Origin of the sequence: Protofrankia sp. CiP3 (genome assembly GCF_917627345.1) — a bacterium.
Taxonomy (GTDB): domain Bacteria; phylum Actinomycetota; class Actinomycetes; order Frankiales; family Frankiaceae; genus Protofrankia.
In genome coordinates, this window is the sequence record NZ_CAKJTM010000087.1 from 19566 (window position 1) to 20645 (window position 1080).

The following is a 1080-nucleotide window of genomic DNA, read 5'->3' on the forward strand; positions in this document are numbered from 1 at the left end:
AGCCACCGGCACAGCGTTATCCACCGGCCCACCACCGTTCCCCAACCCAGCATTCACCGGCCCACCGTTGTTCATCGGCCCACCGTTGTTCATCGGCCCACCGTTGTTCATCGGCCCACCGTTGTTCATCGGCCCACCGTTGTTCATCGGCGCCTGACCCGACGGGAGCTGAGGAAAATTACCAAAATAGGCTGGACCCAGCATAGCCGGGTTTTCTTGCTGCATCGCCATCAACTGGTCCGGCGTCAACTGCCCCCAATCAACCTTACCCGCCGCATTCAACGTCTGCGGAGAAAGCCCCGTGAAATCAAAATCCGGAAGCGCAGGCAACTTCGACACATCCGGTCCAGCCGGCATACTAACATTCGCCCCAGCATGCCCATGCCCACTACCTTTCAACGCCCCCAAGCCCTCTTCCAAACCGCCCGCAGACAAACTAAACAGCGACGCATTAAACTCATGAGTCTGCACCAAATTACTGAAACCCTCAGTAAAATACTCATGCGCGCTTCCCTTAACCACCTCAAAAAACTTGTTATGCCCCACATGCGGAAACATCTTCCCGCCAAGCTCAAATATCGACCCCAGAACACCACCGACCACACCAGTAATCACCGACGACTTCGTTGCGTTAGTATCCCAGACCTTCCGCGTACCAGTAGCAAACTGAGCAACCTGCGCGACGACATCAAGAGCGACCTGGAAAATGATACCGGTAACAATGTTACGAACAAGATCTGCAACAAAATCACGAGCGAGCTGCCAGCCAAACTCCTCAAGCACCGGCACCACCCCCAACGAGGCAGTACCCGTCCACGGCGCCATCGCAATCGCATACGCAATCTCGACGAACAAAATGATAAGCTCGCCGATGATAAGATATTTGGTATACTCGATGTTGAGTGCGATCTCCTCAATAAAAGCCGCGGTATCAAAACACGCCTGACCGATGGTAGGCAGATATCCCGGACTGTCCGAGGCCATCTTATCCATCGCAAAAGCGAAACCCTCAGCACCCGCTCCCGAAAAAGTCGTCAGGACCGGCCCGCTCGCACTGGCCACCGAACCAACCAGCGCAAA

1 protein-coding gene is annotated in these 1080 nt (G+C 55.1%); it reads right to left on the reverse strand.

Annotated features, from left to right (window positions below; translation table 11 throughout):
* Nucleotides 1–1062 (reverse strand): hypothetical protein (locus MJ797_RS21155; RefSeq protein WP_239339862.1); only part of this gene is annotated, 1062 nt, incomplete at its 3' end.
* Between the last annotated feature and the right edge of the window lie 18 nt (nt 1063–1080).